Source organism: Nitratireductor thuwali (genome assembly GCF_036621415.1).
In the GTDB taxonomy this organism is placed as follows: domain Bacteria; phylum Pseudomonadota; class Alphaproteobacteria; order Rhizobiales; family Rhizobiaceae; genus Chelativorans; species Chelativorans thuwali.
In genome coordinates, this window is the sequence record NZ_CP030943.1 from 36,690 (window position 1) to 60,721 (window position 24,032).

Genomic DNA, 24,032 nt, shown 5'->3' on the forward strand with positions numbered 1-24,032 from the left:
GCGCGATCCTCTCACTGCGTCGAGAGTTCAAGCACCTTATAGTTTTTATCAGGACGACGAGGGAGGGTTGGCCTCATTCGGGCACACACAAGCGCCATCGGATAGTGTTCTGAAGGTTGCGGCCGAGAGGTCATGGTATGCGGGTGATGTCTGAGGTCACCGATCCTGTGGAAAGGATGCACACCATGACCCATCGACAGGTTAGGACTGAGCTCGTCGACGTTAAAGAGCTTCTGGGGAAGGACGGCGATTATCTGCGCACGATGGTGGAGGCGATCGTGCAGGCGACGCTGGAAGCGGAGATGACGGCGGTTCTCGGCGCCGAGAAGGGGGAGCGGACGGGAGAGCGGCTGGGCTATCGGTCGGGCTATTACAGCCGCTGCTTGATCACCCGGGTGGGGACGCTGGAGCTGAAGGTGCCGCAGGACCGGCAGGGGCGGTTCTCCACCGAGCTGTTCGAGCGTTACCAGCGCTCGGAGAAGGCGCTGGTTGCGACGCTGATCGAGATGTACGTGCAGGGGGTGTCGACGCGCAAGGTGAAGGCGGTGACGGAGGAGCTGTGCGGGCACAGCTTCTCGGCCTCGGCGGTGAGCGGCGTGGTCAAGACGCTGGACGCGCGGCTGAAGGCGTTCTTCGAGCGGCGGCTGGAGAAGACGGCGTTTGCGTACCTGATCCTGGACGCCCGCTACGAGCGGGTGCGGGAGGGCGGCATCATCACGAGCCAGGCGGTGCTGATTGCGATCGGCATCGATTTCGAGGGCGGGCGGCAGGTGATCGGCGTGGATCTGGCCAACCGGGAGAGCGGCTCGAGCTGGCGTTAGTTCCTGCAGGGGATGAAGGAGCGCGGGCTCTTTGGTGTCGAGTTCGTCGTCTCCGATGACCACCCGGGCCTGCGCCAAGCGATCCGGGAGGTCCTGCCGGCGGCGGCCTGGCAGCGCTGCTACGTGCACTTCCTGAGGAACGCCCTCGATTACGTGCCGCGCAAGGTGGACGACGACTGCCTGATGGAGCTGCGCTGGTTCTACGATCGGCGCGCGCTTGCCGAGGTGCGCCGCGACATCGCCCAGTGGCTCGCCAAATGGCAGGGTAAATACCCCAAGCTCACCGACTGGGTGGAGGCGAACATCGAGGAGACGCTGACCTACTTCCGCCTGCCGCTCGCCCATCACAAGCACATGAAGTCGACCAACATGCTGGAGCGGCTGAACCAGGAGCTCAAGCGGCGCACGCACGTGGTGCGCATCTTCCCCAACGCCGACAGCTGCCTGCGGCTGGTGCGCGCGCTCGCGGTGGAGGCGCACGAGAATTGGCTGGAGGGGACGCGCTACCTCAACATGGAACATTTGCGCGAACACAAGAAGGAGGTGCTGCGCCAGGCGGCCTGAACCGCTTCATTCCCCCGGCACTGCCAGTGTAGTGCCGTGCTCGCGCCGTCAAGGCCGCGTTCCGCGCCGCCTTCGGCGGTGGCCCTGCGGGCCAGCCTTGACCGCGCTTGCGCGCGGCGCTCGTCCGGCTCGGGAAGTCGGGAATGAAGCAGTGTGGTCGTCGCGCTCGATCAAGCGGATGCCCGCTTCAACCATGCCCTTTTGCAGAACTTGACGCACACAACTCGCCATCGGCGCCGCGGTGAGCGGCGGTGTTTGTTCGGCGACGTCTCCTGTTCTGGTTACGGGAAAGGTTCAGGTCCGGCGGCGTCAGTGGGGGCGCGGTGCGTATTCGGGCATGCGCCAGGGCAAATACGTCGGCATAGGGGGCAGGCTGACGCCATCGCCACCTTGATGCGGGCTCCGAGACGCGAACCTGTGCGCCGGTCTTTAGGAGTTCCAGGAGGATGGTTCGGTGGCCCGAGCCAGCGGCGTTTGGGCAAGGCCGAGGCGGCGTAGGGCACAGATCAGGACATGGATAAAGGAGGCTAGCGAGAGGCGCAGTTGGTTGGCCCCTAAGGAGCGAGCTGGCATTCTTTGATGCGGCTCATTCGGCGGACGCCGGCGTCGCGCGCAGGATCGAGATGCTCGTCGAACCCAAGGATGTGCCAATCTTACGCTGATCTTCCCAACGCGACACCAATCAATGTGCAGCGGTACTGGCAGATCCTGAAGCGGCAGAACAGGCCAGCTGTCCGATCGGATTATTTTCGTGCGTGGCCGCTTATGAAGGTGGCTGTTCCATCCCACAGGCGTGCATATTTGAGCGAGATGGGTTTTCATCGCACCGGCTATCGTGTCACAGGCGAAATATCCCGTAGTGCGGATCGTCAATCGGAGCATTAAGTGCGGCAGAGATCGACATCGCCAAAGCATTTCTGGTGTCGACGGGATCGAGGATGCCGTCATCCCAAATCTCGGAGGTCGAGGTATAGGCCTCCACGTCGCGCTTGTAGCGCTCCAGCACCGGTTCTCGGATCGCGGCGATCTCCTCGTCGGTCAGTTCTTTGCCTTCGCGTTGAAGCTGCCGGATCTTGACGTCGGCCATGGTGTTGGCGGCCTGGTCGGCACCCATCACGCCGATCTCGGCCTGCGGCCACATGAAAAGCGTGCGCGCATCCCAGGCCCGCCCGCACATGCCGTAATTACCCGCCCCGTACGAGGCATTGGCGATCACGGTGAATTTCGGCACGACCGAGCCGCCCTGCGCCATGAGCATCTTGGCGCCGTCCTTGGCGATACCGCGCTCTTCGTACTCGCGGCCCACCATGTAGCCGGTGATGTTCTGGAAGAAGACCAGCGGCGTGCGGTTCTGGTTGCAAAGTTGCATGAAATGCGCAGCCTTAAGCGAGCTGTCGTTGAACAACACCCCGTTGTTGGCCAGGATTCCCACCTTGTAGCCCCATATATGGGCAAAGCCGCAGACAAGCGTGGTGCCGTAATCGGGCTGGTATTCGTGAAAGCGTGAGCCGTCCACGATCCGCGCCAGCACCTCGCGCATGTCGAACTGGGTTTTCCGATCCTTGGGGATGATCCCATAGAGCTCCTTCGGATCGTAGTATGGCTCTTCGCAAGGCGCGGTCTCGATGATCGTCTTGGGCATCCGCTTCCACTGGCTGACAATCTCGCGTGCCAGAGAAAAGGCGTGCTGTTCGGTTGCAGCGCGATAATCGCCCGTGCCCGAGACCGAGGTGTGCATAACTGCCCCGCCAAGTTCCTGAACGCCGACTACTTCGCCGGTGGCTGCCTTGACCAGCGGCGGACCGCCCAGAAAGATGGCGCCTGTGCCCTCGATGATGATGTTGTAATCGCTCAGCGTTGGCACATAGGCGCCGCCTGCGGTGCAATGCCCCCCAACCACTGCGATCTGGGGGATGTTGGCCTGGCTCAGCTTGACCTGGTTGCGAAACACCCGACCGCCCAGATACCTGTCCGGGAACACGCCGTGTTGGAGCGGCAGGAAGCCGCCGGCGCTGTCGCAGATGTGGATGACCGGCAGGCGGTTCTCCAGCGCGACATCCAGAAGCCGCACGATTTTCTTCACGGTCAGCGGATACCAGGCCCCGCCCTTGACGCTGGCATCGTTGGCATGAATGGCGACTTCGCGCCCTTGTACGATACCGATGCCCGTCACCACGGCGGCACCGGGCACCGCCCCGTCATATTCGCGACATGCGGCGAGGGTGGAAAACTCCAGGAACGGCGTGCCGGGGTCCAGCAGCAGCTTCAGCCGCTCGCGCACGCACAGCTTGTTCTGGCGTGCTAGGCGGTCGTTGTCCCGTTGGGGCCGCTCGAAACGCGCCGCGTGCTGACGGGCGTGAAACTCCTTCAGCCGTGCGGACATGGCGGCGAAGTTTGCCTTGTAGTCGGGGGCGTTCGTGTCGATCTGGCTTTCGATCCGGCGCATGGTCAGTCCTCCTCCGGAGCCAGCTGGGCAAGGACGTCCTTCAGCCCGAAACTGTCGCCCGCGGCAAACGGGATTTCGGCAACCACACCGTCGCGCGGCGCGGCAAGGGTGGTTTCAAGCTTCATGCTTTCGATGACCAGAAGCGGCTGGCCCGCGGCAACGATGTCTCCCGGTTTGACCGCCACCGAGACGACGACCCCCGGCATCGGCGCCACAAGCCGATCGTCGCTCGCGCCGCCATCGCTTCCGGCAAGACGCTCGGCGGGATCGACCCGCCCGACCTCGTAGGTACGACCATCCATGTGCACAAATGTCGCCTCGGGGCCAGCGGCTAGACGGACGTCGCGGACAAGGCCCCTCGCCCGCAAGACAAAACCGCCCGGCGAAGTTGTCGGGTCCAATCGGCAGGGCAGCACGCCCTCGGGGGTATTCAGTACAAACCGGCTGCCGTCATGGGCGAGCCAGCATTCGGTCTCTTCGCCGCCGATCTGAAATATCCTCCGCATCAGTTTCTCCAACTACCCATCTTGCGATGCATATCCGATATCTGCATCACTTCGGCCACCAGCCTTTCGTCCGACAGGGCCGCGACCGCCATCAGCAGGTCGTCCACATTCTCGCCCGGCGCAGTCAGTGCATCCGCCTGCTCGGCCAGGAAACCGGTCGAGACATCGCCCGACGCGAAATCAGGATGGGCCAGGATCGCATCCAGATAGCCGGTATTGGTCGTCACGCCGAGGATCACGTAGTTTTGCACCGCGTGACGCGCGCGGGCGATGGCCTGCGCACGATCCGGCCCATGCACGATCAGCTTGGACAGCATCGGGTCGAAATCGGTCGTCACCTTAACGCCTTCCAGGATGCCGCTATCCACACGAACCCCCTCGCCCCGTGGTTCGTCCAGCAGCAGGATGGTCCCGATCGCGGGGCGGAAATCGGCCGTGGCATCCTCGGCGCAGATGCGCAGCTCGATCGAGTGACCCGTCTGCGGAATGTCGGCCTGGGCGGCGCTCAGCGCCTCTCCCGCCGCAATGCGTAGCTGCTCGGCGACCAGGTCGAAGCCCGTCACCATCTCGGTCACGGGATGTTCGACCTGAAGGCGGGTGTTCATTTCCAGGAAATAGAAGGCACCGTCCTGAGCATAGATGAATTCGACCGTCCCGGCACCGCGGTAGTTGACGGCGCGGGCAATCCCGGCGGCGGTTTCGCAGATGTCCAGACGTTGTTCGGGCGAAAGCGCCGGAGACGGCGTTTCCTCGATGATCTTCTGGAATCGGCGCTGGATCGAGCATTCGCGCTCCCAGAAGTGGACGACATTGCCCTTCCCGTCCCCCATCACCTGCACCTCGATATGGCGCGGGCGTTCGATATACCGTTCGACGAACAGCCGGCCATCTCCGAAATAGCGCTTGCCCTCGCGCCGTGCGGTCTCGATCTCCGCCTCCAGCGCGGCATCCTCGCGCACCACGCGCATTCCTTTGCCGCCGCCGCCTGCCGAAGGCTTGATCAGCAGTGGATAGCCCATGGCACGGGCGCGTTCGATAAAGGTCGCGGGGCCGTCATCCTCGATGGCCGACGGGGCGACGGGAAATCCGCGCTCTTCGACAAAGGCCCGTGCGCGTACCTTGTCGCCCATCAGGTCGATGACATCGGAGGTCGGCCCGACGAAGGTCACTCCCGTTTTTTCCAGCGCGGCCACGAAGGCGGCGTTTTCCGACAGAAAGCCGTAGCCGGGATGCACCGCGTCCGCGCCGATCCGTTTTGCCACCTCGACAATCTGCGGGATGTCGAGATAGGCGGCCACGGGCGTGGGCCCATCGATGGTCACAACCTCATCCGCGATGGCATGGGCTGGCCCTTCCTGCTCGGATGCATGACGCAGCACGGCGGTCGCGAGGCCGCGTGCCTTGGCGGTGCGCAGGACGCGCGCCGCGATCTCGCCCCGATTGGCGACCAGAAGTTTTGAAATGGTCATGGACTTGTCATCTCAAGCTGGGGTTCGAGGCGTTCAGCCCGTCGCGCGCGGCCACATCGGCCGGCACAGGTATTTCGATATCGAGGAGCATCTGTGCGAAGCCCTTGCCCTGGGGATCGACGCGGACGGAGGCGATGCCGCCGCCGCCCAGGGAGTCGTGCAGCAGGAAGTTCAGCGCATGAATGCCGGGCAGCTCGAACCGCTCGACCGGTCCCTCGCAGACATGCGCGAAATACTCCTTCACCCGCTCCTCGGTCAGAGCGGCGCGGATATAGGGCAGGTATTCGGGTTCTCGCGCGATGATGCCGATATTGGCGATGTTGCCCTTGTCGCCCGAGCGCGCCCAGGCCAGCGCCACGAGCGGCACCGTCACCGCATCGGGGCCCGGATTGCCCGCCTCGCCGCGATGCGGCTCGGGCGCGGGAAGCGTCACCGCCTCCGCCGCCACCTGCACCGGCACCGGCTTGCCGGCCGCCTCCACCGTGACGGGCGTGTCGGCTTTCGGATGGAGGAACGAGAAAAGCCGCACGACCGGCTGCACCTTTGGCCGGCCGGCGAAGAAACCGGTCAGCCCCTGCGCGGAGGAGACGGCCATCGGCGCGATCTCTCCGGCGAAGATGTTCAGCGCGTCGCGGTCATCATGGGTCACGCCGATCTTCAGTACCACCTCGCGGGTCTGGGCGCGGGCGTTGGCGCCATAGGCGGCCTCGGCGCCCAGCACCTCCACGCTGACCTGCCGGAAATCGCCCAGGTTCTTGTCGCGGAAAATGCGGCGGCAGCGGGTCAGGATCGCCTCGGCCACACGTTCGGCCTTGGCAGGCGCGTCGATCGCGGCCAGGGTCAGCGTGGTGATCGCCCGCCAGCCGTCGGCATGGGTGGCCGACACCTTGTAGCTGTCGGTGCGTCCCAGCCCCCGCGCGCTCTTCACCATCACCCGGTCGGGCCCCACCTGCTCCAGTGTCACCTGCGACCAGTCGCAGATCACGTCGGGCAGGACGTAGCGCTGCGGATCGCCGATTTCGTAGAGCATCTGCTCGCCGACCGAGGCCGGCACCACCAGCCCGCCCGTGCCGAGCGTCTTGGTCATGACAAAGCTGCCGTCCTCGGAGACCTCGACGATGGGCATCCCCATGTCGTCCCAGCCCGGCACCTCCCGCCAATCGGTGAAGTTGCCGCCCGTGCCCTGCGGGCCGCATTCGATCAGGTGGCCAGCCAGCGAGCCCTGGCTGAGCTTGTCCCAATCGTCGTCTTTCCAGCTGAACTCGTGCATCAGCGGCCCAAGCGCCACCGCGCTGTCGGCGCAGCGGCCGGTCACCACGATCTCGGCACCCGCATCGAGGGCGGCCGCAATCGGTCGCGCACCGAGATAAGCGTTCATGCTCATCGGCTTGGCCGGGAAAGGCGCGCCCGAAAACATCTCGGTCACGCCGCGGTCGCGCAGTTCTTCCGACCGGTCCAGCAGATCGTCACCCAGCACGACGCCGATCGAAATGTCGATGCCCGCCGCCGCCGCCGCCTTGGCCAGCGCGTCGCGGCAGCCCCGCGGATTGACCCCGCCGGCATTGGCGACAACCTTGATCCCCTTGGCCTTGATTTCCTCCAGCCAGGGGGTTAGCGCGCTGACGAAATCCGGGGCGAACCCCGCCTCGGGTGACTTGGCCCGCGCTCGTGCAAGCAGCGACATCGTGATCTCGGCAAGATAGTCGAAGACCAGATAATCGATGTCGCCTTTCGTCATCAGTTGGCCAACCGCCTCAGGCGTATCCCCCCAGAACCCCGAGGCGCAGCCGATGCGTACAGTTCGCCCAGTCATCGCAACCTCCCTGTCGCCCCGTCCATTCGGCTGGCCGCCGCTGGCAAGCTTGCGTCTTTCCTCCCAAGCGCATGCCCAAAAAAAGACACCCGCAGCTCGACACCACTTGAAACGTTTTCTAACATATGTTTGATTTTGATCAATAGGCAAGTGCGCAGCCATCGGGAGGATCAAAAATGAACGTCCAGGCCGGGCCAGACATGGCCGCGCTCGCGGCCATAAAGGCCAACTATTCGCTGACGCCCGAACAACGGCAAATCGTGGATCACGTGGATCGGGTTGCGCGCGAGGTTCTTCATCCATTGCAAGAGAAGATGGATGCGGAAGAATGGTGGCCCGAGGATTTGTTTCGGCAGATGGGCGAGCTCGGGCTGCTGGGCATTACCGCGCCCGAGGAGCTGGGCGGCAGCGGCCAGAACGAATTTACCCAGGCCCTGGTGTCAGAGACCATTTCGAAATGGAACCCGGCAGTCGGCCTTTCGCACGGCGCGCACGACAATCTGTGCCTCAACAACATCCTCAGGAACGGCTCGGATGAACAGGTGCGGAAATACGTTCCCGGCCTGTGCTCGGGCGAGCTGGTCGGCGCACTTGGGCTGACCGAGCCCGGCGCGGGTTCGGACGCGCTGGGCTCGATGGCCACCAGCGCCGTGCGCGACGGCAATGATTATGTGATCAACGGCTCGAAGATCTACATCACCAACGGCCCGATCGCGGATGTCATCCTGGTTTACGCAAAAACCGACAAGGCGAAGGGCGCCAAGGGCATCTCGGCTTTCATCGTGGAGACCGACAATCCCGGATTCAAGGTGGCGCAGAAGCTCGACAAGATGGGCTTCCGTGGCTCGCCCACGGGCGAGCTGGTGTTCGAGGACTGCCGCGTGCCCGCCTCGGCCATGATCGGGGCCGAGAACAGCGGCGTTTCGGTGGTGATGAGTGGGCTCGACCTGGAGCGGGCGATGGTCGCTTCGGTTTGCGTGGGGATGGCCGAAAGGGCTCTGGAGCTGGCGCTCGATTACGCCAGGATCCGCGAACAGTTCGGCAAGCCGATCGCCAGCTTCCAGATGGTGCAGTCGAAGCTCGCGGAAATCTATATCGAGGTCGAAACCGCACGCGCCTTCGGCTATCGCGCGCTCGCGGCTTGCGTCGGCCTGCCCAGGGGAGGCGGCGGACGCGGCGAGATCCATAAGCTCACCGCCGCCGCCTGCCTTTACGCTGGCGAAGCTTTCAACAAGGCGGTGACCGAAGCGTGCCATATCCACGGCGGCTCGGGCTACATGCAGGATACCCAGATCAACCGGCTCTACCGCGCCAACAAGCTACTGGAAATCGGTGCAGGCACCAGCGAGGTGCGAAAAATTATCATTGCCGAAGAACTGCTGCGCGCCTAAGCGAGGACACCAGCTATGAACGAGCGATTGCGCAACATCCCCGACCTGCCGACCCATTACCTGACAGAAGAGCAGCAGGCGCTGGCCGATCAGGCCAGCAAGTTCTTCTTTTCCGAGTTTCACCACCTGAACGCCGAAATGGACGACACCGACGACCTATCGCCCTCCATCTTTCCCAAGCTGGGCGAGATGGGCTATCTGGGCCTCAACGTAGCGCCTGAATTCGGCGGTGCGGGGCTCGATTTCACCTCGGCCTGCATCATCACCGAGGAATTGTCGCGCGCCTCGGCGGCGATCGGGCTGAGCCACGCGGCCCATGACAATCTTTGCGTCAACAACATCTACCGTAACGCCAATGACGATCTGCGGCGGAAGTACCTGCCGGGCCTCTGCGACGGCTCGCTGATCGGCGCCCTTGGCCTGACGGAGCCGGGCGCGGGATCGGATGCGCTCGGTTCGATGCGGACGACCGCCCGGAAGGACGGCGACCACTACGTGCTCAACGGCTCCAAGATCTATATCACCAACGGCCCGATCGCCGATATCGTGCTGGTCTATGCCAAGACCTCGCCCGAGAAGGGCGCCAAGGGAATTTCCGCCTTCATCGTCGAGACCGACACGCCGGGCTTCAAGGTGGCGCAGAAGCTCAACAAGATGGGGTTCCGCGGCTCGCCCACGGGCGAGTTGGTGTTCGAGGATTGCCGGGTGCCGGCGGCAAACATGGTGGGCAACCTGGACGGCGGTGTGGCAGTGACCATGTCGGGGCTCGATCTTGAACGCGCCATCGTCTGCTTCAACGCCATCGGCATCGCGCGCCGGGCATTGGAGATATCGATCGACTATGCCAAGACGCGCCAGCAGTTCGGCAAGCCGATCGCCAGTTTCCAGATGGTGCAGGCCATGCTGGCCGAGATGTATACCGCGATCGAGGCCGCGCGAAGCCTGTCGCTGCGCACCGCCGCCATGTGCGAGGGTCTGGAAGAAGGCGAAGGCGGGCGCGGCGAGATCCACAAGCTGACGGCCGCGGCTATCTTCAAGGCTGCGGCAGCGACCTCCTTCGTGCTGGATCGCGCGGTGCAGATTCACGGCGGATCGGGCTACATGCGCGATACCGAGGTCAACCGCCTCTATCGGACGGGCCGGGTACTCGAAGTGGGCGCGGGCACGCAGGAGGTGCGCAAGCTCATCATCTCCGGCGAACTTCTGAAGAACTGAGGCCCGGTACATGGCAGAAAAACAAGTGCAGAGCCGTTACGCCCCGGATCTCATGGCAGGCCAGGTGGCTCTCGTGACCGGCTCGGGCTCCGGCATGGGCCGTGCCACAGCGCTCGAAATGGCTTCCTGCGGGGCCAGACTGGCGCTTTTCGCGCGTCGCAAGGAGCCGCTTCAGGAAACCGCCGAGATGATCCGAGCGATGGGCGGCGAAGCCTTCGTCGTGCCGGGCGACACCCGCGACGAGAAGAGCGTCGAGGCGGCAATGCTGAAGATCAAAGCTCACTACGGTCGGCTCGACGTGCTTGTGAACAACGCCGGCGGCCAGTATATCGCCGCCGCCCGTGACATCACCAACAAAGGGTTCGAGGCGGTTATCCGCAACAATCTGATCGGCTCGTGGCAGATGACGCGCGCCGCCGCCGACCACTTCATGTTCGAGAACGGCGGCTCGATCGTATTCGTAACCGCGATCTCGACTCGCACCGCCCTGACAGGCTTCGCCCATACCGTTGCCGCGCGCGCAGGCGTCACAGGCTTGATGAAGACGCTCGCCGCAGAATGGGGTGAATACGGCATCCGCCTGAACTGCGTCGCTCCCGGTACGATTAAGACAGAGGCGCTCGGCCGCTACCCGATACCGCCGGAGAAATGGCACGAACTAAACCGGTCAGTTCTTGGCCGCATGGGCGTGGCGGAAGACGTCGCAGGGACAATCGTTTTTCTTGCCTCCAGGCTCGGTTCCTTCATTACCGGCGAAGATGTGTATGTGGACGGGGGAGAAACCCTGCACATGGGCCACGACGCCCGCGACATGATCCATCCTGACATGTTCCAGGGGCGGCAGCGGGGGGACGGAAAGAATGAGTGAACCCGTCGTCCTGCTCGAGATTGCCGATCGCATCGCAACGGTGACGCTCAACGACCCCGACAGGCGCAATCCCGTCACCGGCAACGAGATGATCGCGGGGCTGCTCGACGCGTTCGACCGGGCTCAGCGCGATCCCGGCGTGAGCGTCATGATCCTGACCGGCGCGGACCCGGCCTTCTGCGCCGGCGGCGACATCAAGGAAATGTCGGACCCCGAAAGCGTGTTCCGCAAGAATCCGCTGGCCGCGGCGGACAGCTACATCACCGGCATTCAGCGGATACCGCTCGCGCTCTACAATCTCGACATACCTACGATCGCGGCTGTCAACGGCCCGGCCGTGGGCGCGGGCTGCGACCTGACGATGATGTGTGACATGCGCATCGCGTCGGAGAAGGCGAAATTCGGCGAGGTGTTCTTGAACCTCGGAATCATTCCTGGCGACGCAGGTACCTGGTTCCTCCTGCGGCGGCTCGGTCACCAGAAAGCGGCCGAACTGACGTTCACCGGGCGGATGGTCGGGGCCGAAGAGGCGCTGGAACTAGGAATGGTGCTTGAGGTGGCGCCGCATGGCGATCTGATGGCGCGGGCGCGGGAGCGTGCGGCGGTGATTGCCGCCAAGCCGCCCCGCGCGGTTCGCGTCGCCAAGCGGCTGATGCGCAATGCCGAACGCATGGATCTGCCGGATTTCCTGAATACCGCCGCCGCCTACCAGGCACTGATGCACCAGACCAAGGACCACCACGAAGCTCTTGCCGCGTTCATCCAGAAACGAAAACCTGCATTCTTTGGCGACTGACAGATCGGCCTTACAGTTGACTCACCCGGACCGGAAGAAACTCGATCAGATCGCCAGGATGTGGAACCATCGCGGACGTGGTCTGATTTCCGAGATGAACCTGAAGATGGAAAAGGTGGCGATTGATGGCGTTCTGGTCAGGATGCCGTTCAACCCCTCCTTCTGCGGCGACGAGGACAAAACCCTGCTGCATGGCGGGGTGTTGACGGCCCTTCTCGACAGCGTGTTCGGACTAGCGAATTTCGTGGCGATCGACGGGATCAGCAGCATGGCGACACTCGACCTCCGCGTCGACTATCTGCGCCCGGCGAAATCGCGGGCCGACGTCATGGTGCGCGCAGAATGCATTCGACAGACCCGGCATATCGCGTTCAATTCGGGCAGGATCTGGTTCGATGAGCCGGATCAGGCCGAAGTGGCCCGTGGCGCCGCCAGTTTTGCACTCACACGGGGCGAGGTCAGCATTTTCGAAGCGATGACGCAAAGCAGGTCCTCCAAATGACGCCGGATCTCGCAACTCAGCAGCTCAGGAAAGTACCGTTCTTCCAGTTTCTCGACTTCACGATCACCGAGCTTGCTGAAACGCATGCGGCCGCGATGATGCCGTTCGCCGAACGACTGATCGGAAATCCGATCATGGAATACTACCATGGCGGCATCATCGCGAGCTTCATGGAGGCGGTCGCCGCGATCAGCGTAAGCCATGGTCCCGATCTGCGGCTACCCAAACCGATCAATCTGACGGTTGACTACTTGCGCCCGGCGGTCAAAGGGCCCCTCATCACCGAGGCCACCGTGAAGCGCAGGGGCAAGCGCATGGCAAGCGTGCGGGCGGTCTGTTGGCAGGATGACGGCTCCCGGCCGGTAGCCGATGGGTTGTATCATTTTCTGATGGTCTGAAGCCTGCTTCTCGTCGCGCCCCGATTATGTGATCTTCGGGGCTGAGCCGTTGGCCGAAATACCGTCCAGCAGCATTTTGATGAGCAGATCCGTGAAAGCTGAAAGCGTATAGTATCCGCGTTGGTCGCCCTTGCCGGGATCGAACCATTCGACCGTCCAATTCAGCGCGCCCAGCATGGCCTGCCGTAGCGGAACCACCTTGATGTCGGAGCGCAAGGCTCCGGCCGTCTGCGCCTCGCGCAACAGCCGATCCCAGACCTTCGCGTATTGGTGTCGAACAGGCCGATGGCGCGAGCGGATCCCTTCCGGCAGCATCCCATAGATGCGGATGTTGGCGGAGGTAAACTCGCTGGCACGGAACAAATATGCCATGTGCGTCGCGATTGCCGTCGCGATCCGGTTTCTATGATCTTCCTTGTTCGGCCATATGGCGGCGGCATGGCTGACGCCGTTCAAGAGATCACGCAGGCCCAGGTCGAGCACCTCATCGAGAATTTCCTCCTTCGAGCCGAAATGGTAGTAGACGCTGCCTGCCTCAAGGCCCGCTTCCGATGCGACACGTCGTATTGTAGCGGCCTTGTAGCCGCTCTCTCGCAAGATTCGCGCGGCCGTGCGAAGGATTTGATGGCGGGTTCGTTCGGCCTTCCCCGCTGGTTCGAGTCCATCTGTCAGGTCAAGAGATTCGACCGATTTTCTGACCGTTCCGCCACGTTTGGTGCACATGCCGTCGAGCAGCAGTTTCGACAAGCGTTCCGATAGCAGACTGACCGGATAACGTTCGCTGTCGTACCATTCCGCTGTCCAGTTCATAGCTCCGAGGATGAACTGGCTGACCAGGGTGACCGAGATGTCACCACGCAGATCGTCCTGATGGTGCTGCAAAAATGATCGCCAGAGCTGCGCATAGGTCTCTCGCAAGGGACGATGCGCTCTGCGGCGCTTGTCCGACAGCATAGGGAAGTTCCTGATATTCGCCGAAGTGAAATCACTTTCTTTCAAAAGGAAACAAAGGTGAGTGTCGACAAGCTGCGCGAACGTTTTCCGGAATGGGTCACCTTCCGCCGCCGACCGTTCGACGATCCCCCGAATTTGCTCGTAGAGTTGTCTAACCCCAATATCGAGGACCTCGTCCAGGATCTGATCCTTCGAGCCGAAATGATAGTAGATGCTACCGGCTTCCAGGTTCGCCACCTCGGCGATCCGCCGCATTGTGGTCGCGTTGTACCCCTCTTTGCTAAACAGCTGCGCCGCCGCCAGGAGGATCGCGCGACGCGTCTGCACCGACTTCCCGTACGGCTCCTCGCCGGGGCTATGGGGGAGGATTTCTTCCATGGCTCTCTCTTTCGACGCTGGACATCAGTTTAACAGTTGAGGTAATTCGAACAAGCGTTAGAATGCGCGATCATTCCAGGATGCCTGCGAGCCGGCAAAAGGAGAAAAGGGAATGCGCGGACTGAAAGGCAAGCGAGTAATCGTAACGGGTGGTGGAAGCGGAATCGGGCGGGCGATCTCTACCCGCTTCGCCGAGGAAGGTGCCGAGGTTGCGGTTTTCGACCTCAATGAAGACGGCGCCCGGCAAACCGTCGGAACGATCGAAGATGCAGGCGGCAGGGCGCGTGCATACACCGTCGACATCACCGACCGCAAGGCCGTGGACGCCGCAGTGGCCGAGTTCGAGGCCGGCGGGCCGATCGACGTTCTCGTTAACAATGCCGGATGGGACGAGATCAAGCCGTTCCTCGAGACCGATCTTGATCTGTGGAAGAAGATCATAGACATCAACCTCTACGGCCCCCTTCACATGCATCATGCTGTTCTGCCGGGCATGGTAAGGAATGGGTCCGGCCGCGTCGTGAACATCAGTTCGGATGCGGGCCGCGTTGGCTCTTCGGGCGAGGCGGTCTATTCGGCATGCAAAGGCGGCATCATTTCCTTTACCAAGACCGTCGCGCGGGAACTGGCCCGCAAGGGCATTCAGCTCAACGCGGTCGCGCCCGGTCCGACAGACACCCCGCTGTTCGCGGAAGTCGCCAAGGGCGAGGCCGGAGAGAAGATTGCGGAAGGCCTGAAACGGGCGATCCCCATGAAACGTCTCGCCCAGCCGACGGACTATCCCGGGATTGTGTGTTTCCTCGCCTCGGACGATGCCGGATTCATAACCGGACAGATCATTTCCGTATCGGGCGGGCTGTCGATGCACGGTTGATAGGCCGCGCCGTGCTTTCCGGGTCCAAACGATGACAAGATTTCCTCCCCAACTGGCCGCTCTTCAGAGCGGCCCTTTTTTTAGATCAGAAGATCCGTGATGTTCGAGGCCGACAAAACCATCAGGGAAACAAGTACGCTCGCGGCATTCATGGACCGTTGTGGCGTCGCGAATTACGAGGAATTGGTCGAACGCGCAGACAGTGACCCGGATTGGTTCTGGACGCAAGTTCTCCACCTCGCTCGCATTCGGTTCGCCCGCCCGTACCACCGTCTGCGCGAGATCGGCGACGGACCGGAGAACGTCCGCTGGGGAATCGGCGGCGCACTGAACCTCACCGAAACCTGTCTCGACGCGTACATCGAGAAGGGGCTCGGCGACAAGACCGCAATCGACTGGGTGGGCGAAGACGGCAGCCGCCAGCAATGGAGCTATTCCCGGCTTGCCGAGGAAGCCGCGCGCGTTGCCTCCGCCCTCTCGGCGCGTGGCGTGAGGCCCAGCCAGGGCGTCGGCATCTACATGCCGATGATCCCCGAAATCGAGGCCGCGCTTCTGGGCATCGCGCGGCTGGGCGCTGTGGCGGTGCCGCTGTTTTCCGGGTTTGCGCCGCATGCCATCGTCACCCGCCTGAACGACGCCCGTGCCGTCGCCGTGCTGACTGCGGATGCGACGCCCCGGCGCGGCAAGCCGGTCTGGATGGAGGCCGCCCTGGCCGAGGCCCTGGCGGAGGTGCCCTCGGTGCATACCGTGTTCAGCCTGCGGCGCTTCGGCGGCCCAGTGGCCGATCCGGCCCGCGATCTCGACTGGCGGGAAACCGTCGCTAAGGCCGACGCGACGCGGCCGGCGCATCCGGTGGAGACCGACGCACCGCTGCTCATCGCCTACACCTCGGGCACGACCGGCAAGCCCAAGGGCGTGGTTCACACGCATTTGGGCGTACAGGCCAAGGCCACGGCCGATTTTCTACTGTGTCTCGATCTAAAGCCCGAGGATCGGCATGTTTGGATGACGGACATGGGTTGGGTGATGGGGCCTCTCACGCTGATTTCGGTGCTGCTTGCGGGCGCCACGTTGGTGCTCGCCGAAGGAGCGCCCTCGATGCCGGGCGATCCCTTCCGCCTACTGCGGCTGGCCGCGGAGAACGAGGTAACTCATATGGGTGTTGCACCAACGCTGGTGCGGCAATTCATGACGCAGGATCCCGCGCCGCTGCGGGGGTACGATCTTTCCGCACTGCGTATCGTCGCCTCGACCGGAGAGCCCTGGACCGACGATGCCTGGCTTTGGCACCTGGAGCATATCTGCCGGCACCACGCGGTACCGCTCAACATTTCGGGTGGAACCGAGCTCTTCGGCGCAATTCTTACCTCGACCGTACTTCACGAGGTGAAGCCGGGTGGCTTTTCGGGTCAGGCGCTGGGCGTCGGTGCCAAGGTGCTGCGCGTGGACGGCAGCGAGGCTGCGCCGGGCGAGGTCGGCGAATTGGTCGTCACCCGGCCGCCGATGGGGCTGACGCCGACGATCTGGGGCGACAAAAAGCGCTATCTCGACACCTACTGGTCCACGTTTTCCGGCATCTGGCGCCATGGCGACTGGGCGCGGCGCGATCCGGACGGCACCTGGTTTATCCTCGGCCGTTCCGACGACACGCTGAACATTGCCGGCAAGCGCATCGGGCCACCGGAGATCGAGGCGGCGCTGACCGAAACCGGGAAAGTTCTGGATGCAGCGGCGATACCCGTCCCCCACCCCATAAAGGGTACAACGGTGATTTGCATCTGCGTCACGGCGCCCGGTGTGACGCCCGATGACAGGCTCGTCGAGCAGCTCAAGGACCGCGTCGACCAGGTGGTTTCGCGGCCCTTCCGCCCGAGCGAGATCCATTTCGTCGAGGCGCTGCCCAAGACCCGCAGCATGAAGACGATGCGCCGGATCGTGCGCGCCGCCTTCCTGGACGAGGATCCGGGCGACCTCTCCTCGATCAGCAATCCCGAAACGATGGAGGCCATCGCGGCCCTGAGAAAGGACAAGCCATGATCACGGTCTTCGGAGCCACGGGCACCACCGGCGCGCCACTGGTCGAAGCGCTTCTCACCAGGGGCGCGAAGCTGCGTGCCGTCACCGGCCAGCCTGCGAAGGCTGCGGCGTTGGTGGCGAAGGGTTGCGATGCCGCCGTGGCGGATTTCGGCGACCGCGACGCTTTGGAACGCGCCTGCCAAGGAGCGGAGAAGGCCTATCTCGTGACGCCGCCGCATCAGGACATGCGCCGCTGGCCAATGCCATCGCCGCGGCCAAGGCGGCGGGCGTGCGACATGTGGTCATGTCCACCGGACTCGGTGCTTCGCCCAGGGCGCGGCTGACCTTCGGCATGTGGCATTCCGAAAGCCAGGAACTGCTGAAGGACAGCGGCATGGACTGGACCTTGGTTCAGCCCACCTATTTCATGCAAAACCTTCTGTGGCAGGCTGAAAACATCGTCCTCCGATGGCGTCTATTATGACGATCTGGGTGGGCCGGTGGCGTGGGTCGACGCCCGTGACATCGCCGATGTGGCGGTCGAGGCGCTGCTTGGCGCGGGCCATGCTGGCAAGGCCTATGGCCTGACGGGCGCGGAGGCGTTGACCGGCGAGGAGATCGCCTCTCTCCTCAGCGAGGCGACAGGCCGCGCGGTGACATGCGCCTCCTTGCCGCCGAATCAGGCCAAGGCGCACATGATTGCGAACGGCATGCACCCCGACGTCGCCGCCGCCATGGTGGAGTTGGCCTCGCTCGCAGCCAAGGGCTATCTCGCCGGCATTGAGACCACGGTCAGCGAGGTGCTCGGCCGCCCGGCGCGCCGCTTCCGCGACTTTGTGGCCGGGAACAGGCATGCCTACGTCGGATAAGGCGGCGCCCGGGCCGCTTTATCTCGAGCTCGCGCCGCCGGCCGGGGCCCCCGCCCAGATCGACCATTTCTTCGTCTACTGCGATTGCGGCCTCTTGTCGGGTCCCGGCACCGGCCGCTTCGCCACCGATCTCTTTACGCTTTCCCTGACGCTGCGCGGCGGAGCCGATCGCGGCCCCCGCCCGCGCCTCGACCTCGCACCGCCCCGCCTCGCCTTCAGCCCGCGCCGCGCGCCCTTCGAGGGCGCGATCGCCGGAATGCGCCTCGACGCCGCGCCCCACCTTCTCCCCTCCGAAGGTAAACTGGACGCGCTGACCCTTGCTCTTCTGGCAATGGCGGGGAAGGGTGAGGCCTGGGCGCCGCTTGTTGCGGCACTCGACCAGCTCGCCTGCGACCTGATCTTCTCCGGCAGCCACTCCGCCGCCGCCAGCGCGCGAAGTGAACGGCGTTGCGTCCGCGCGGTCACCGGCATGTCGCGACGGCGGCTCGCCGCCACCCGGCGTTTCCGGACCCTGCTGGACGGCCTTGCTGCGCGCGATCAGGCGTTAAGCGAACTGGCGCTCGATGTAGGATACTACGACCAGTCGCACATGTCGGCCGCCTGCCGCGCCTTCGCCGGCGCCCCACCGGGCGTGCTCCGCCGCCTTGCCCGCGCGCGGCCCTCTGGCCGTTTCTTCCAAGATCAGGGACTCGAAACCCGCCTAAGACTGGTCATCGATCCCTGACGAGGAGGAGACAGGCCATGCCCGGTTTCGAGCCGAAGAACCCCGATTTCGACGCACGCGTGCGCGACAGTTTCGGACGCCAGAAGGTGATGCACACGCTGGGCATCACCATTGCCGACCTGTCGCCCGGGCGCATCGTTCTGGAGATGGCGCACAACGACGTGCTGACCCAGCAGCACGGCTTCGTTCACGCCGGCATCGTCTCGACAGCGCTCGACAGCGCTTGCGGCTACGCCGCCTTTTCGCTGATGCCGGCCGAAGCGGCGGTGCTGACCGTGGAGTTCAAAATCAACCTCCTCAACCCAGCCGACGGCGAGCGCTTCCGCTTCCAGGCCGAGGTGGTCAAGCCGGGTAGCACCCTCACATCTGCGAGGCGCGCGCCCATACGCTGAAGGGCGAGGCGGAGAAGCTGGTCGCGACGATGACCGGTACGCTGATGGCGCTGTTTCGGACGGACGGGTGTCAGCGGATAGGCGCAGTCGAGGCAGGCCTCAGCTGGCCTCGCGCTCGATCCAGGTCTCCAGGACGTGGCGCTGGATCTTGCCGCTGGTCGAGCGCGGGAAGTCTTCGCAAGCGATGAAGCGGATCTCGCGTGGCCGCTTATAGCCGGCCAGTTGCTCGCGGCAAAGCCGCATCAGCTCGTCGGCATCGGGGCCGTCGACGTGCCGTGCCACGAAGGCCACCGGGCGTTCGCCCCAGCGCAGGTCCCCGGCCTTTACGACGGCGGCATCGATCACCTGCGGATGCGCCAGCAGCACCCGCTCGATTTCGGCCGGATAGACGTTCTCGCCGTCCACGGCGAGAGGCTCTTATGAGGATCCGCCTGGAGTGGCCGACTTCTCGATTTACGGCTACATAGCCCTCGGATTGCAACCCCAGGATTGCTGTCCACTCGAACCGCAGTGCGATGGTCGATACCCGAAAGCGCTATTCGGCTGGGCTTCGGGCCGCCAGCAGCCCCTGTCAGGCACCGGATCAGAACGCACCGACGCCGGTGAGGTTGCGTCCGATCACCAGCTTCTGGATTTCCGTGGTGCCATCGGGGATCGGCATCACCTTGGCATTGCGGAAGTGCCGTTCTACCGGGAATTCCTTGGTGATCCCGTTACCGCCGTGGATTTGCACCGCCTTCCCGGTGATCTCAACAGCCATCTCTGTGGCGTACCACTTTGCCATCGAGGTCTGAGTGTCGCAGCGGACGCCAAGATCAAGAAGCTTCAACCCGCGCTGGCAGAGAAGCCGAGCAGCGTCGAGCTGGGTGGCCATGTCGGCCAGGTAGCCCTGGATCAACTGATGCCCGGCGATCGGCTTGCCGTGCTGGTGGCGGTCCTTCGCATAGGTCACCGCGCATTCCAGAGCCGCCTGGCCGATCCCGATGCTGGTGAGGCCTACGAAGACTCGCGCGCTCTCGAACAACTTCAGTGTTTGGAAGAGCCCACTGCCCGGCTGGCCCAGCACGTGGTCCGAAGTGGTTTCGGCGCGGTCGAAGAAGAGTTCGCAAGTCGAGGCGCCCACCAGGCCCAGCTTGCGCAGTTCGCGGCTTTCGTACTTGCCGGCGTCGCGGTCAACGATCACCATCGATATACCGCCGTCCAGATTGCAGACCACGATGGCGAAATCCGACTGTGCACCGTTCGAGATCCACAACTTTTGACCACTGATGAAGATTTTTTCGCCCTCGCGCGTGCCCCGACACTTCACCTCGCGTACGTTCGAGCCCACCTCTGGCTCGGAGATGCAGGTGCAGGCGATGCGCTCGCTGCGCAGAAGCGGCTTTAGATAAATCTCCTTCTGCTCGGGACTGCCCAGAAGGCTGAGGGCGAAGGCGGCATGGCCCTGGATCAGAACGGCGATCGCCAGGTCGGGCCAGATGCGCGCCAGTTCCTCATACAGAATACCGTAGCTCATCCGGTCCATGCCTGCGCCGCCATCTTCCTCGGGGATCAAGCCGCTGATCAGTCCGAACTCTTCGACCTTGGCGAACAAGCCTTTCAGCGTGTCCGCGTCCGGCGGATGGCCCAGAGCTTCGTATTTCTCCGTCAGCGGGGCGAATTCGGCCCCGGCCATCTTGCGGAAGTTCTCCAGCAACATGCGCTGGTCGTCGGTATAGATTGCCTGAGCGGCGGCGATCACGTTTTCCATTGTTGTCTACCTGTGTTAGCGGCCCAGAATGGTGACGCAGGCGGTGGCTTCCTCGACTCCGTGCAATCCGCCACCGTTTTCGGCGATTGCGTTCTGCGCGCCCTCGACCTGACGCGCGCCGGCCTCCCCGCGCAGCTGCGTGACCAGTTCGAAAATCTGCCCGATCCCGGTGGCCCCGACCGGGTGGCCCTTGGATTCGAGCCCCCCCGAGGGGTTCACCGGGATGCGCCCGCCGATCTTCGTCTCGCCGCGCAGGCTGGCCGGGCCGCCCTCTCCGAATTCGACAAACCCGAGGTTCTCGATCTGGATAACTTCGCCCACGGCGGTTGCGTCATGCACCTCGGCAACGGACATGTCCTCCGGGCCAAGTCCGGCCTGTTCATAGGCCTGAAGCGCGGCAAGGCGGGTCAGGTGGTTCTTGAAGTCCTCGGGCGGACGGTCGGTGCCGGACCGCAGGATCGCCGCCTTGACCTTGATCGCACGCGCTGGATCGAGACCCAGCCGCTTGAGTCCCTCGCCGGTGCACAGCAGGGCTGCCGCCGCGCCATCGGAGATCGGGGCGCACATCGGCAGGGTCAGCGGGTAGGAAATGGGCGGCGCGGCCAGAACCTGTTCAATGCTCATGGAATCACGGTACTGGGCCAGCGGGTTATGCGCGGAATGCGCATGGTTCTTTGCGGCGACGGCGGCGAATTGTTCCTGCGTTGTGCCGAAGGTCTTCATGTGCAGCCGCGCGAAGCCGGCATAGACATCCATGAACACGCTGTAAGGCTTGGGCGATTTCGAGCCTTCGGGTTCCTCGACCCCAGCGCCCAGATCGGCCAGGCGCTGCGCGACCTCTTCGCCGTTGCTAACATCCCAGCCGCTGTCGAAGGCCGAGAACATCAGCGCCCGGTCGTCGGAATACATCTTCTCGGCGCCGACCGCGAGGCAGCAATCGCCATTGGCCGCCTTGAGGAAGTCGATCGCCAGCTTGAACGCGGTCGAGGCGCTGGCACAGGCATTCTCGACGTTGACGACCGGGATACCCTGGATACCCATCTCGCGTAGCGCGATCTCGCCGCGGATCATGTGCTGGCGTTCCATGTGGCCTTGGACGGCGTTGGAGAAGAAGGCGCCCTCGATCCGGTTGGCCGCGAGCCCGGCATCTTCGAGCGCCGCATTGACGGCTTCGCACGTCATGTCCTTGACCGACTTGTCGCGGAACTTTCCGAACGGCGTCATCCCGACGCCAACCACGTAAATATCCTGCATCGTACTTCCCTCCGGGCTCAGTAGCCCCTGAATTGCGGTTTGCGTTTCTCGGCAAAGGCCGCGAGCCCTTCCCGGATGTCCCACGAGCGCATGTGCGCACGCAGGTTCAGCATTTCCTCGGCCAGGGCGGCGGGCTCGTCCACGTTCATCGCCCGGTTCGCCACGGCCTTCATCCGCCGCAGCACGGCGGGGCTCTTCTCGGCAAGTTTGTCAGTGAAGGCCTGCACCGTGTCGCGTAGCTCGTCATCGGGCACGACCTTGTTCACAAGCCCCCAGTCCATCATCTCGCGGGCCGAGACGTGTTCGCCCGAGAACAAGAGGTACTTGGCGCGGTTGAGCCCGATCCGGCGCGGCAGAATGGCGGCGCCGCCGGCTCCGGGGAAGACGCCGAAGTTGGAATGGGCGTCGCCGAGCTTCGCGCTTTCGGCTGCGAACACCAGATCGCAGGCCATCACCATTTCCAGGCCGCCCGCCAGGGTCAGGCCGTTAACCGCGGCGATCACCGGCTTGGGGCCGCTGCGGATGAGTCCGAAAGCGTGATCCACGCGATCGAGCAGATCCGGCTCGCCCGGCTTCAACTCGGCCTCGCTCACCTCCTTGAGATCGGCTCCGGCGCAGAAGACGCGGCCCGAACCGGTGAGCGCCACCGCGCGCACCTCGTCATCGGTCATCGCCTGGACAAGCGCCCCGGCCATCTCGTCGAGCATCTGCATCGACATCGCGTTCATCTGCTCGCTGCGCCGAAAGGTGATCCACTGGGTTTGCCCAACGCGTTTGACCGACACGGTCTTTCGATCTTCAGTCAACATAACCTCCTGAAGACATTGCAAAAAATGGTGATTTTTGGGGTTGATCTCCGGCGCCGCGCGCGGTGGAATGAGGGGCCCGCACGCGGGCGGAACAAGGATGGGAGGCGGCGATGAGCAACGCACCGCTCGAAGGGCTGAGGATCCTGAGTCTGGCCGAGCAGTTTCCGGGGCCCTATGCCACGATGCTGCTGTCGGACATGGGCGCCGAGGTGATCATGGTGGAGCGGCCGGGCATGGGCGACCCGGCGCGGCAGTTCACGCCGCTGTTCAAGGCGCTGAACCGGGGCAAGAAGAGCGTGGCCCTGGACCTTAAGGTACCCCAAGAGCTGGGGCGGTTCCGCGGATTGGCCGCGGAGACAGACGTTATCGTTGAGGGGTTTCGCCCCGGCAAGCTCGCCGCTCTCGGGGCAGGGTTCGAGGAGATGCGCAAGGTCAATCCGCGCCTCGTCTACGTGTCGATCTCGGGATACGGGCAGGACGGGCCCTATCGCGACCGGGCCGGCCATGATCTGAGCTACGAGGGCGTGGGCGGGCTTCTGGCCGGGCAGGCCAACGCGGGCCTGCCAGGCGAAGTGCCGCGAGTTCCCCTGGCCGATATAGGCGCGGCACTGTTCGCGGCCATCGCGGTCCTCTCGGCCACGATCTCGGCCCGGCGGACGGGGCGGGGGCGCTACGTGGACGTTTCGATGTCGGATGCCGTGGTTTCGATGCTCACCGCCTTCCTGGTACCCGAGGCCAACGGCACTCCCCTGGGCAACTTCATCGCCGAGCCGGCCTATGGCGTCTTCACCTGCGGCGACGGCAAGCTCATAACGCTTTCGATCGCGCATGAGGATTGGTTCTGGCGCCCCTTCTGCGAGGTGATCGGCAGGCCGAAGCTCGCCGGCCTGAAGGGCCGCGACCGCGCAGCACGAAAAGACGCGCTGCGCGAGGATATCGCCGCAGTGATCGTCACCCGGGCGCGCGACGCGTGGGGCCTCCTGTTCGACAAGGCCGGCGTGCCCTGGGGCCCGGTCAACAGCCTGACCGAGACCCTCGCCGATCCGCATGTTCGCGCCCGCGGACTGCTGCGGACCCTGGCGCTGCCGGACGGGGGGAGCGAGACACATCTGGTTCAGCCTCTGAAGTTCGACGGGTTCGGGAGCAGCCCAAGTAGCCCGGCTCCCGAGCTTGGGGCCGATACCGACGGCGTTCTGGGGCGGGGCCGCGGATAGTGGCCCGCC

General features: G+C 64.0%; 23 protein-coding genes and 2 pseudogenes. 15 read left to right on the forward strand and 10 right to left on the reverse strand.

Annotation, left to right across the window (positions count from 1 at the left end; translation table 11 throughout):
• Positions 1-185: 185 nt before the first annotated feature.
• Positions 186-1,385, forward strand: a pseudogene (locus NTH_RS22185) (IS256 family transposase).
• 313 nt (positions 1,386-1,698) lie between these two features.
• Here the strand turns inward: NTH_RS22185 and NTH_RS22190 are convergent.
• The 5 genes and pseudogenes from NTH_RS22190 to NTH_RS22210 form a co-directional block, all read right to left on the reverse strand.
• Positions 1,699-1,943 (reverse strand): annotated as a pseudogene (locus tag NTH_RS22190) (transposase); the annotation flags it as partial.
• Positions 1,944-2,223: 280 nt separating this feature from the next.
• On the reverse strand, positions 2,224-3,831 hold the full coding sequence (locus NTH_RS22195) for an acyl-CoA carboxylase subunit beta (protein WP_338532349.1): 1,608 nt from the start codon (positions 3,829-3,831) through the stop codon (positions 2,224-2,226).
• 2 nt (positions 3,832-3,833) lie between these two features.
• Positions 3,834-4,337 (reverse strand): acetyl-CoA carboxylase biotin carboxyl carrier protein subunit, encoded by a 504-nt coding sequence (locus tag NTH_RS22200; RefSeq protein WP_338532350.1) that lies wholly within the window; start codon positions 4,335-4,337, stop codon positions 3,834-3,836.
• On the reverse strand, positions 4,337-5,806 hold the full coding sequence (locus NTH_RS22205; RefSeq protein WP_338532351.1) for an acetyl-CoA carboxylase biotin carboxylase subunit: 1,470 nt from the start codon (positions 5,804-5,806) through the stop codon (positions 4,337-4,339). Before NTH_RS22205 ends, NTH_RS22200 begins: the two co-directional genes overlap by 1 nt.
• 7 nt (positions 5,807-5,813) lie before the next feature.
• The gene (locus tag NTH_RS22210) at positions 5,814-7,619 is read right to left on the reverse strand and encodes an acyclic terpene utilization AtuA family protein (protein ID WP_338532352.1); all 1,806 of its coding nucleotides are present in this window, start codon (positions 7,617-7,619) and stop codon (positions 5,814-5,816) included.
• A gap of 176 nt (positions 7,620-7,795) precedes the next feature.
• Here NTH_RS22210 and NTH_RS22215 point away from each other — a divergent pair, with 176 nt between their 5' ends.
• From NTH_RS22215 to NTH_RS22240, 6 genes are all read left to right on the forward strand, one after another.
• Positions 7,796-9,010, forward strand: coding sequence for an acyl-CoA dehydrogenase family protein (locus NTH_RS22215; protein ID WP_338532353.1), 1,215 nt, complete (start codon positions 7,796-7,798; stop codon positions 9,008-9,010).
• Positions 9,011-9,025: 15 nt separating this feature from the next.
• Positions 9,026-10,225, forward strand: coding sequence for an acyl-CoA dehydrogenase family protein (locus tag NTH_RS22220; RefSeq protein ID WP_338532354.1), 1,200 nt, complete (start codon positions 9,026-9,028; stop codon positions 10,223-10,225).
• Between the two features lie 10 nt (positions 10,226-10,235).
• Positions 10,236-11,093 (forward strand): SDR family NAD(P)-dependent oxidoreductase, encoded by an 858-nt coding sequence (locus tag NTH_RS22225; RefSeq protein ID WP_338532355.1) that lies wholly within the window; start codon positions 10,236-10,238, stop codon positions 11,091-11,093.
• Positions 11,086-11,889: an enoyl-CoA hydratase-related protein gene (locus NTH_RS22230; RefSeq protein WP_338532356.1), complete on the forward strand. Its 804-nt coding sequence runs from the start codon at positions 11,086-11,088 to the stop codon at positions 11,887-11,889. The genes NTH_RS22225 and NTH_RS22230 overlap by 8 nt, the downstream gene beginning before the upstream one ends.
• Positions 11,890-11,983: 94 nt before the next feature.
• Complete coding sequence (locus tag NTH_RS22235; RefSeq protein WP_338532357.1) at positions 11,984-12,391, forward strand: PaaI family thioesterase; 408 nt, start codon at positions 11,984-11,986, stop codon at positions 12,389-12,391.
• On the forward strand, positions 12,388-12,789 hold the full coding sequence (locus NTH_RS22240; RefSeq protein ID WP_338532358.1) for a PaaI family thioesterase: 402 nt from the start codon (positions 12,388-12,390) through the stop codon (positions 12,787-12,789). The genes NTH_RS22235 and NTH_RS22240 overlap by 4 nt, the downstream gene beginning before the upstream one ends.
• Positions 12,790-12,813: 24 nt before the next feature.
• Here NTH_RS22240 and NTH_RS22245 read toward each other — a convergent pair whose 3' ends face one another.
• Entirely contained in the window at positions 12,814-14,121 is a 1,308-nt protein-coding gene (locus tag NTH_RS22245; protein WP_338532359.1) for a TetR/AcrR family transcriptional regulator, read from the reverse strand.
• A 112-nt stretch (positions 14,122-14,233) separates the two neighbouring features.
• Here NTH_RS22245 and NTH_RS22250 point away from each other — a divergent pair, with 112 nt between their 5' ends.
• From NTH_RS22250 to NTH_RS22280, 7 genes are all read left to right on the forward strand, one after another.
• Positions 14,234-14,995 (forward strand): glucose 1-dehydrogenase, encoded by a 762-nt coding sequence (locus tag NTH_RS22250; RefSeq protein WP_338532360.1) that lies wholly within the window; start codon positions 14,234-14,236, stop codon positions 14,993-14,995.
• A 99-nt stretch (positions 14,996-15,094) separates the two neighbouring features.
• A complete protein-coding gene (locus NTH_RS22255; RefSeq protein WP_338532361.1) occupies positions 15,095-17,032 on the forward strand; it encodes an AMP-binding protein in 1,938 nt (645 codons plus the stop codon).
• Positions 17,029-17,355: an SDR family oxidoreductase gene (locus NTH_RS22260; protein ID WP_338532362.1), complete on the forward strand. Its 327-nt coding sequence runs from the start codon at positions 17,029-17,031 to the stop codon at positions 17,353-17,355. The genes NTH_RS22255 and NTH_RS22260 overlap by 4 nt, the downstream gene beginning before the upstream one ends.
• Positions 17,316-17,495 (forward strand): hypothetical protein, encoded by a 180-nt coding sequence (locus tag NTH_RS22265; protein WP_338532363.1) that lies wholly within the window; start codon positions 17,316-17,318, stop codon positions 17,493-17,495. The genes NTH_RS22260 and NTH_RS22265 overlap by 40 nt, the downstream gene beginning before the upstream one ends.
• A gap of 16 nt (positions 17,496-17,511) precedes the next feature.
• A complete protein-coding gene (locus tag NTH_RS22270) occupies positions 17,512-17,880 on the forward strand; it encodes a hypothetical protein (RefSeq protein WP_338532364.1) in 369 nt (122 codons plus the stop codon).
• Positions 17,864-18,604 carry a helix-turn-helix domain-containing protein gene (locus NTH_RS22275; protein WP_338532365.1) on the forward strand — a complete coding sequence of 247 codons (741 nt, stop codon included), beginning with the start codon at positions 17,864-17,866 and terminating at the stop codon, positions 18,602-18,604. Before NTH_RS22270 ends, NTH_RS22275 begins: the two co-directional genes overlap by 17 nt.
• Positions 18,605-18,621: 17 nt before the next feature.
• Entirely contained in the window at positions 18,622-18,996 is a 375-nt protein-coding gene (locus NTH_RS22280; protein WP_422392463.1) for a PaaI family thioesterase, read from the forward strand.
• A 99-nt stretch (positions 18,997-19,095) separates the two neighbouring features.
• Here the strand turns inward: NTH_RS22280 and NTH_RS22285 are convergent, their stop codons facing one another.
• From NTH_RS22285 to NTH_RS22300, 4 genes are all read right to left on the reverse strand, one after another.
• Complete coding sequence (locus tag NTH_RS22285; protein ID WP_338532366.1) at positions 19,096-19,401, reverse strand: AMP-binding enzyme; 306 nt, start codon at positions 19,399-19,401, stop codon at positions 19,096-19,098.
• A 178-nt stretch (positions 19,402-19,579) separates the two neighbouring features.
• The gene (locus NTH_RS22290) at positions 19,580-20,746 is read right to left on the reverse strand and encodes an acyl-CoA dehydrogenase family protein (protein WP_338532367.1); all 1,167 of its coding nucleotides are present in this window, start codon (positions 20,744-20,746) and stop codon (positions 19,580-19,582) included.
• 15 nt (positions 20,747-20,761) lie between these two features.
• On the reverse strand, positions 20,762-22,000 hold the full coding sequence (locus NTH_RS22295; RefSeq protein WP_173194963.1) for a thiolase family protein: 1,239 nt from the start codon (positions 21,998-22,000) through the stop codon (positions 20,762-20,764).
• Between the two features lie 17 nt (positions 22,001-22,017).
• Entirely contained in the window at positions 22,018-22,806 is a 789-nt protein-coding gene (locus tag NTH_RS22300) for an enoyl-CoA hydratase/isomerase family protein (RefSeq protein WP_338532368.1), read from the reverse strand.
• Between the two features lie 113 nt (positions 22,807-22,919).
• Between NTH_RS22300 and NTH_RS22305 the strand changes: the two genes are divergently transcribed.
• Positions 22,920-24,023 (forward strand): CaiB/BaiF CoA transferase family protein, encoded by a 1,104-nt coding sequence (locus tag NTH_RS22305; RefSeq protein ID WP_338532369.1) that lies wholly within the window; start codon positions 22,920-22,922, stop codon positions 24,021-24,023.
• Positions 24,024-24,032: the final 9 nt, after the last annotated feature.